This is a genomic window from Mycobacterium sp. TH-M15 (genome assembly GCF_057473705.1).
Genome location: NZ_JBYCLB010000645.1, coordinates 1 through 7646 on the forward strand (window position 1 = coordinate 1; position 7646 = coordinate 7646).

Here is a 7646-nt window from a genome sequence, read left to right on the forward strand (position 1 = left end):
ACGTCGGAGAACATGCTGCTGACGGTGAACAGCAGTGCCGCGACCGCCAGGGCGGCTATCACGGCCCAAGTCGCACCGCGTAACAGATCCACCGCCCAAAATGCCGCGTATTCCAGCACGCCAAGCAACGAACACGCCACCAGCGACGCCACCCCGCCGAGCGTCATGGCGGCCCCTGTCCCGGCGATGGGCAGGCCGCGGCCGTAGTGGAAGAACAGCAGGATGGCTGGCACCCACACACCGTGGGTGAACATCGAGAATCCGGTGGCAGCCATGAACTGCCGCCGCGAGCCACGCACCGGCCACACATCGGTTTTCAGTTCTGTGCTCACCGGCGGTTCCTCCTTTCGCCACGACAGCAGCCAGATAGATGGCGATCTCCGGGGCCGACCTGGCGACCATGCCACCGCCGCCATAGAGCGGCAACTCACTTATCGGGTCGTGTTGAGGGATGATCTCTCCCGTTGCCCGCGCGGACACCAGCTCGGCCGCGGCGCCGCTGGGCGAAATCGGCTGACGGCCGGCAGGAGTCAGGTCACGGCACCACGTGCAGCACCGCCGAATGCGGTGGCGGCCGCCACTGCGAAGGAACGGACTTCCCACGGCGACGCCTCGTGCAGGGTGGCCTGCACGGAACGACCGGGGATCGCCCAACACCTCGCTGGCTCTGCGGCCCGCCTGCTCGTGGGAGGCCACAACCTCCGTAAGCTCCCGCTCGAACTCGTGCGTGGCCGCCGAGTGACACGGTCATCCACGAACCCCTTTCCGTCAACACCGTCTGCCGGGACGTCCTTCGTTATGGCCTGTCGACCGATACCGGACCGCGGCTCGGGCCACGATGCGGTCCTGTCTCGACCGGTACACCGGCATAACCGCAGAGTTGGCTCGCGACGAGCTCGCCGACGTCGACCGTCTGACCGAGCAGATTCCCTGACGGTGCGGGTCACTGAGCTGGTGAGCGTTGGGGCGCCGGTGCGGCTGGCGATTCCGGGCGCCGGGCTCGCTCACCGCAGCCAAGGTCATCGCCGAGGCCGCCGACGTCGCCCGGTTCAAAAGCGAAGCCGCGTTCGAAAACGACGCCGGAGCTGAACCCCGGTCACCCGAGCGGTTAACCGGTCGGCGCCGACTCCGTCGCGCGGGCCACCGTCGACCGATCCGCGGTGCGGGCCGCCAGGGTGGCGCCGGACACCACGATGACGGCCAGCGCCCACCACAGGTAGGACACCCCGACCAGCTGGCGCCACCACGGCGCGTCCGCCTCGTGGTGCTCCGGCAGCAGCGTGATCGGGCTCCACACCATCAGCGCGACGCCAAGCGCGGCGAGCAGGACCAGCCCCGGCACCGGCCGGCGATACCCCACCACCGCGGTCACCACCACCGCGGGCAGCATCCACACCCAGTGGTGCGACCACGACACCGGCGACGCCACCAACCCGAACATGGCCACGCAGATCAGCGCCAGCACCGGCTCGTCGGCGCCGAGCACCCGCCGGGCCGCCCAGACCGTGACCGCCAGCACCAGCAGGCACCCGGCCACCCACAGCGCCAGCCGCTGGTGGTCGCCGAGTGGCAGCCGGGCCAGCGCGCCGGCTACGTTCTGGTTGGTGTTCAGCGTGGCGTCGCCGATCCGGTCGGTGTTGTGCAGGGTGTCGGTCCAGTACTGCCACGAGTCGCGCCACGCCAACGCGAAGCCGACCAGGGTGCACGCCAGAAACGACAGCGACGTGCTGAGGATGGCCCGGCCGTCGCGGCGCAGCAGGAAATACAGCAGGAACACCGCCGGGGTCAGCTTCAACGCGATCGCCAAGCCGAGCAGCAGCCCCCGCGGCCAGGGGGTGCGGGTGGGCACGCAGTCGGCCAGGACCAGCGTCATCAGCACCACGTTGATCTGGCCGAAGTCGAAGTTCGACGTGATCGGCTCGAAGTAGACCACCGCGACCGACACGGTGGCCACCGCCAGCCAGCACCGGCGCAGCCAGGCGGGTTCGGGCGCGGTCCGTGACTGCGGCCAGGCCGCCAGCCCGCTGAGCACGATTGTCACCGCGACGATCAGCAGGGCCAGCGTCGTGCAGGTCAGCGCCGCGCTGGCGGCCGGCAGCGACAACCAGCCCAGCGGGGCGAACGCGATTGCCGCCAGCGGCGGATAGGTGAACGGCAGATCGAGCCCGCCCTCGGTGTGGAACATCACGTCGTCGGCGTAGAGCGGGCGACCGTCCAGCCAGGCCCGGGCCCCCATCCGGTAGACGTCGGTATCGATTCGGTAGGTGGCGTGCCCGAGCAGCCGCCAGGCCGCATAGGCCAGCCCGGCCAGGGCCAGCAGCTGGGACGCGCGCCACGCGGCCGCTTGGCAAACGCCGGTCCACCTGCGGGAACTGCCGTCGTTGGGCGACCCCGATGTACTCATGTCGAGCAACACCCTAATCGGTGTGGCGGTCATGCTGAGTGTCATCCACGCGGCGGGCGCCGGGGGAGCGTAGGTTTTCTAAGGTGCTGCTCGACTGGCTCCGTCATGACATCGTCGACCGCGGCAGGCTCCCGCTGCTGTGCTGCCTGCTCGCGTTCCTGGTGACCTTCCTGGTGACCCGCACCATCGTGCGCTACATCCGCAGCCGCCCCGACAACGCCGGACCACACCGGTGGTGGCAGCCGCACGACGTGCACATCGGCTCGCTGCACATCCACCACGTCGTGTTCGGGGTGGTGCTGGTGATGGTCTCCGGGGTGACGCTGGTGGCACTGGCAGGTGACGGCAACCGGGTGGAGTACACGCTGGTGGCGACCGCGTTCGGGATCGGCGCGGCGCTGGTGCTCGACGAGTACGCGTCGATCCTGCATCTCTCCGACGTGTACTGGGAGGAGGACGGCCGCACCTCGGTGGACGCGGTCTTCGCCGCTACCGCGGTGGCCGGCTTGCTGGTGCTGGGGTTTCACCCGCTGACCTTTCTGCTGTCGCTGTGGCGCGACACCTCGTCGTCGGTGATCCGCACCGGGGTGTTCGCCGGTCTGGTGCTGGCGCTGCCGCTGGGCGTGGTGGTGCTGGTTAAGGGCAAGGTGTGGACCGGGCTGACCGGGATGTTCTTCTTCCCGCTGCTGGTGGTCGGCGCCGTCCGGCTGTCCCGGCCGCACGCGCCGTGGGCCCGCTGGCGCTATCTGACGCGGCACGACAAGATGCGCCGCGCGCTGCGCCGGGAGCGTCGGCTGCGCCGTCCGGTGGTGCGGGTCAAGCTGTGGCTGCAGGACGTGATCGCCGGACGGCCGCAACTCCCCGACGAGCAGGTGGTCGACGCCGCACTCGACCGGGAGGTGCGCGCGGCGGCGGCGCCGACGATGCCGATCCTGATCGGTCGGCCCCGGGTCGCCGCCGCGGCCGGCCTGGACGGCGACCGGCGGGCAGAGTCGGCGCCGACCACACCGATCATGATGCGCCGGCGGACGGCCGATCGGTTCTCCCGGTGAGATATTTCTACGACACCGAATTCATCGAAGACGGCCGGACCATCGAGTTGATCTCGATCGGCGTGATCGCCGAGGACGGCCGCGAATACTACGGTGTGTCAACCGAATTCGATCCCGAACGGGCTGGCCGTTGGGTGCGCGCCAAGGTGCTGCCGAAACTGCCGCCGCCGGCGTCACAGGCGTGGCGGTCCCGCGACCGGATCCGCGCCGACCTGGAGGCGTTCTTCGGGGTGAACCGGGGCGATCCGATCGAGCTGTGGGCCTGGGTCGGGGCCTACGACCACGTGGTGCTCTGCCAACTGTGGGGGACGATGCCCGAACTGCCGCAGGCCATGCCCAAGTTCACCCGGGAGCTGCGGCAGCTCTGGGAGGAGCGCGGCTGCCCATCGCTGCCGCCGCGGTCACCGGATAGCCACGACGCCCTGGTGGACGCCCGCGACCAGCTGCGGCGGTTCCAGGTGATCACGACCGGCGACGATGCGGGCGGTGCGGCGGCCCGTTGAGGAGTCGGCCCATCGGCACCGGCCGCGGAGCCGAACTGGCCTGATCAGCCCGATCCGGCGCTGGGTACCATGGACGGGTGAACTGGACCGTCGACCTGGCGATCGATCAGCTGCCGTCGCTGCCGCCGCTACCGGGGGAGCTACGCACCCGGCTGGATGCCGCGCTGGCCAAACCGGCCGCGCAACAGCCCAGTTGGCCGGCGGACCAGGCCGCGGCGATGCGCACCGTGTTGGAGAGCGTGCCGCCGATCACCGTCCCGTCGGAGACCGTCCGGCTGCAGGGGTTGCTGGGTGAGGTCGCCCGGGGCGAGGCGTTTTTGCTGCAGGGCGGCGACTGCGCCGAGACGTTCACCGACAACACCGAACCGCACATCAAGGGCAACATCCGCACGCTGCTGCAGATGGCGGTGGTGCTGACCTACGGGGCGTCCATGCCGGTGGTCAAGGTGGCCCGGATCGCCGGACAGTACGCCAAGCCGCGGTCGGCCGATACCGACGCGCTGGGGCTGAAGTCCTACCGCGGCGACATGGTCAACGGTCTGGCGCCGGACGCCGCCGCTCGAGAGCACGACCCGTCCCGGCTGGTGCGGGCCTACGCCAACGCCAGCGCGGCGATGAACCTGGTGCGGGCGCTCACCTCGTCCGGGCTGGCGTCGCTGAACCTGGTGCACGACTGGAACCGGGAGTTCGTCAGTAGCTCGCCGGCGGCCGCCCGATACGAGGCGCTGGCCGCCGAGATCGATCGCGCACTGCGGTTCATGACCGCCTGCGGGGTGGCCGACCGGGAGCTGCAGACCGCCGAGATCTACGCCAGCCACGAAGCGCTGGTGCTCGACTACGAGCGGGCGATGCTGCGGCTGTCCAGCGCCGACTACGGCGAGAAGGGCGAACCACAGCTCTATGATCTGTCCGCACACTACCTGTGGATCGGGGAGCGAACCCGCCAACTCGACGGGGCGCACGTCGCGCTGGCCGAGGTGATCGCCAACCCGATCGGGGTCAAGCTCGGCCCGTCGACCATCCCGGAGCTGGCGGTGGAGTACGTCGAGCGCCTCGACCCGCACAACGTCCCCGGCCGGCTGACCCTGGTGAGCCGGATGGGCAACGCCAAGGTGCGTGACCTGTTGCCGCCGATCATCGAGAAGGTGCAGGCCACCGGTCACCAGGTGATCTGGCAGTGCGACCCGATGCACGGCAACACCCACGAGGCGTCCACCGGCCACAAGACCCGCCACTTCGACCGGATCGTCGACGAAGTGCAAGGCTTCTTCGAGGTGCACCACGCGCTGGGCACCCACCCCGGCGGAATACACGTGGAGATCACCGGCGAAGACGTCACCGAGTGTCTCGGTGGCGCCCAGGACATCTCGGACTCGGACCTGGCCGGACGGTACGAGACCGCCTGCGACCCGCGACTGAACACCCAGCAGAGCCTGGAGTTGGCGTTTCTGGTCGCCGAGATGTTGCGCGGCTGAGCCGTCTGGCCAGCGGCGATCGCAAGCGCGGCGGAGCCGGGCGCTGCGGGTCGCCGCCATCAGACTCAGCGCGGCAGCAGCCCGCTCAGGTTGTTGCCGATCGTCCACGCCGCCGTCGCCACCAGCCCGGTCATCGCGAACAGCACCGCAAGCCAGATCAGCACCATCCGGCGCGCGTGTTGGCGGGCGAGCACGAACTCGTTGAGTCCGATCCCGGCGAACTGCCTCGAGACCACCTCACCGGCCCACTCCGGCGGGTCCGGGTCGTCGTCGACCGCCCAGTCCTGCGGGCCGCGGGTCAGCTGCAGGGTGCCGCGCGGCGGCGGGCCGGTCCGATGGTGCTGTCGGGTCGCCGCGCTGTGCTGGGCGGAGTTACGCGGGGCCGGTACCCGAAACGGCGGCAGCTGCAACCGCTCGGTGATGGTCTGCACCGCGTCGCTCATCTCCACCGCGTCGGTGTAGCGGTCGGCCGGGCTGCGGGCGGTCGCCCGCGCGACCAGTTCGTCGAGGAGCGGGGGGACACCGTCGATCGCGGCGCTGGGCGGCGGCACGTCCTGGTCCAGCCGCTGGTAGGCCACCGCCAGCGGGGAGTCCCCGGAGAACGGCGTGTGCCCGGTCAGCAACTCGTAGCTGAGGATGCCGAGGCCGTAGACGTCGCTGGCGGGTCCTGCGTTGCCGTCCCGGACCTGCTCCGGCGACAGGTAGGCGGCGGTGCCGAGAATCACACTGGTCGAGGTGATTCCGGCCGCGGCGACCGCGCGGACCAACCCGAAGTCGACGATCTTGACCTCGCCGTCGTCGGAGATCAGGATGTTCTCCGGTTTGATGTCGCGGTGCACCAGACCGGCCTGGTGGGCCACCGCCAGCGCGCCCAGCACCGGGCTCAGCACCGCGACCACCGCATGCGGGGGCATCGGGCCGCGTTCGTTCAGCAGTTCCCGCAGTGTGCCGCCCTCGACCAGCTCCATCACCAGGAACGGGTGCCGGCCGTCGTGCGGGGTGCCCATGCCCTGGTCGTAGACCGCCACCAGGCCGGGGTGCTTGAGCCGGGCGACCGCCCGCGCCTCCAGCTGGAACCGGGTGAGGAACTGCTGATCCCCGGCGTAGCGCGAGTCCATCACCTTCAGCGCGACCGGGCGGTCTAGCCGCTCGTCGAGCCCGCGGTAGACCGCCGACATGCCGCCGGTGGCGATGCGTGCCCCCACCCGGTAGCGGCCGTCCAGCATCGCTCCTTCCAGCGCATCACCGCTCACTGCTGCAGTCACGGGGTCATGGTAAGTGGATGGGCGGTCCCAAAGCAGGTTCTACACTGGCGCGGTGGGCAGCATTCCGGTCAGCGACGACGTTCTCGGGCTCGACGAGCCGACCTATCTGCTGGCGGAGGTGGCCGACCTGCTCGGCGTCCCGGTGACCCGGGTACACCAGCAGCTGCGCGACGGGCAGCTGGTCGCGGTGCGTCGGGGCGGTGCCACGGTGGTGCCGAGGATCTTCTTCGCCGACGGTGCGGTGGTCAAGAGCCTGCCCGGCCTGCTGGCGGTGCTGCACGACGGCGGCTACCGGGACACCGAGATCGTGCGCTGGCTGTTCACCGCCGACCCGTCGCTGACCGTCACCCGCGACGGGGGAAGGTCGGTCGGCGGTGTCGATGCTGTCCGCCCGGTGGACGCGCTGCACACCGATCAGGCTCGTGAGGTGGTGCGCCGCGCCCAGGCGATGGCCTACTGAGACCGGGCCGCAGATCCGGTGACCACGGTCCGCTGGCCGGGCTCCCGGGACAGGGTGTACCAGGCGAAGACGGCGCAGCCGGTCGCGCCCAGCACGTGCAGCCACGAGTACATCCCGTGCGCCCCGTCCGGCCGGAAGATCACCATGATCCAGATCGACGCCGCCGCGATCGCGGCGAGCGACATCCGGGACCGGACCAGCGGGGCGACCACGGCCAGCGGCCAGGTGTAGTACCACGGCAGGGCGGCCGGCACGAACAGCACCAGCACCAGCATCGCCGCGGCGATCCCACCGAGCACCGCCCGATCGCCGCCGCGCGACCGCCACCACAGCACCGGCAGCGCCACCGCGATCACCAGCAGTCCGATGATCCGGGTGACCCGCAGCACCGCGTAAAAGTTGACCGGAACGAACAACCCGCCGAGCGCGTGCGCCAGGTTGGCCGCCGCGGTCGGCACGGTCAGCCAGTTGATGATCTTCACGTTGC

The 7646-nt window shown here is 70.4% G+C and carries 7 protein-coding genes and 1 pseudogene; 4 read left to right on the forward strand and 4 right to left on the reverse strand.

The annotated features are described in order from the left end of the window. Both AC2VNT_RS15740 and AC2VNT_RS15745 read right to left on the reverse strand, forming a co-directional pair. Nucleotides 1-332 (reverse strand): hypothetical protein (locus tag AC2VNT_RS15740; RefSeq protein ID WP_486947741.1); only part of this gene is annotated, 332 nt, incomplete at its 3' end. A 776-nt stretch (nt 333-1108) separates the two neighbouring features. Then, the gene (locus AC2VNT_RS15745) at nt 1109-2404 is read right to left on the reverse strand and encodes a glycosyltransferase 87 family protein (protein ID WP_486947742.1); all 1296 of its coding nucleotides are present in this window, start codon (nt 2402-2404) and stop codon (nt 1109-1111) included. Nucleotides 2405-2490: 86 nt separating this feature from the next. Here AC2VNT_RS15745 and AC2VNT_RS15750 point away from each other — a divergent pair, with 86 nt between their 5' ends. The 3 genes from AC2VNT_RS15750 to AC2VNT_RS15760 all read left to right on the forward strand — a co-directional run bounded on the left by AC2VNT_RS15750 (nt 2491) and on the right by AC2VNT_RS15760 (nt 5434). Then, nucleotides 2491-3456 (forward strand): hypothetical protein, encoded by a 966-nt coding sequence (locus AC2VNT_RS15750; protein WP_486947746.1) that lies wholly within the window; start codon nt 2491-2493, stop codon nt 3454-3456. After that, entirely contained in the window at nt 3453-3959 is a 507-nt protein-coding gene (locus AC2VNT_RS15755) for a polyadenylate-specific 3'-exoribonuclease AS (RefSeq protein ID WP_486947743.1), read from the forward strand. The genes AC2VNT_RS15750 and AC2VNT_RS15755 overlap by 4 nt, the downstream gene beginning before the upstream one ends. A 77-nt stretch (nt 3960-4036) precedes the next feature. Then, nucleotides 4037-5434 carry a class II 3-deoxy-7-phosphoheptulonate synthase gene (locus AC2VNT_RS15760; RefSeq protein ID WP_486947744.1) on the forward strand — a complete coding sequence of 466 codons (1398 nt, stop codon included), beginning with the start codon at nt 4037-4039 and terminating at the stop codon, nt 5432-5434. A gap of 65 nt (nt 5435-5499) precedes the next feature. On the opposite strand, the gene AC2VNT_RS15765 is transcribed toward AC2VNT_RS15760, so the two are convergent. Continuing rightward, entirely contained in the window at nt 5500-6660 is a 1161-nt protein-coding gene (locus tag AC2VNT_RS15765; RefSeq protein WP_486947747.1) for a protein kinase domain-containing protein, read from the reverse strand. A 91-nt stretch (nt 6661-6751) separates the two neighbouring features. Between AC2VNT_RS15765 and AC2VNT_RS15770 the strand changes: the two genes are divergently transcribed. Then, nucleotides 6752-7159, forward strand: a complete 408-nt coding sequence (locus AC2VNT_RS15770) for an Rv2175c family DNA-binding protein (protein WP_486947745.1) — start codon at nt 6752-6754, stop codon at nt 7157-7159. Here the strand turns inward: AC2VNT_RS15770 and AC2VNT_RS15775 are convergent. Further along, nucleotides 7153-7646: pseudogene (locus tag AC2VNT_RS15775) on the reverse strand (alpha-(1->6)-mannopyranosyltransferase A); the annotation flags it as partial. The gene AC2VNT_RS15770 and the pseudogene AC2VNT_RS15775 sit on opposite strands and share 7 nt — an antisense overlap.

Excerpts from the sequence above, each read along its gene's own strand:
- AC2VNT_RS15745 (WP_486947742.1), bottom strand. The coding sequence starts at position 2,404 with ATGAGTACATCGGGGTCGCCCAACGACGGCAGTTCCCGCAGGTGGACC.
- AC2VNT_RS15765 (WP_486947747.1), bottom strand. The coding sequence starts at position 6,660 with ATGCTGGACGGCCGCTACCGGGTGGGGGCACGCATCGCCACCGGCGGC.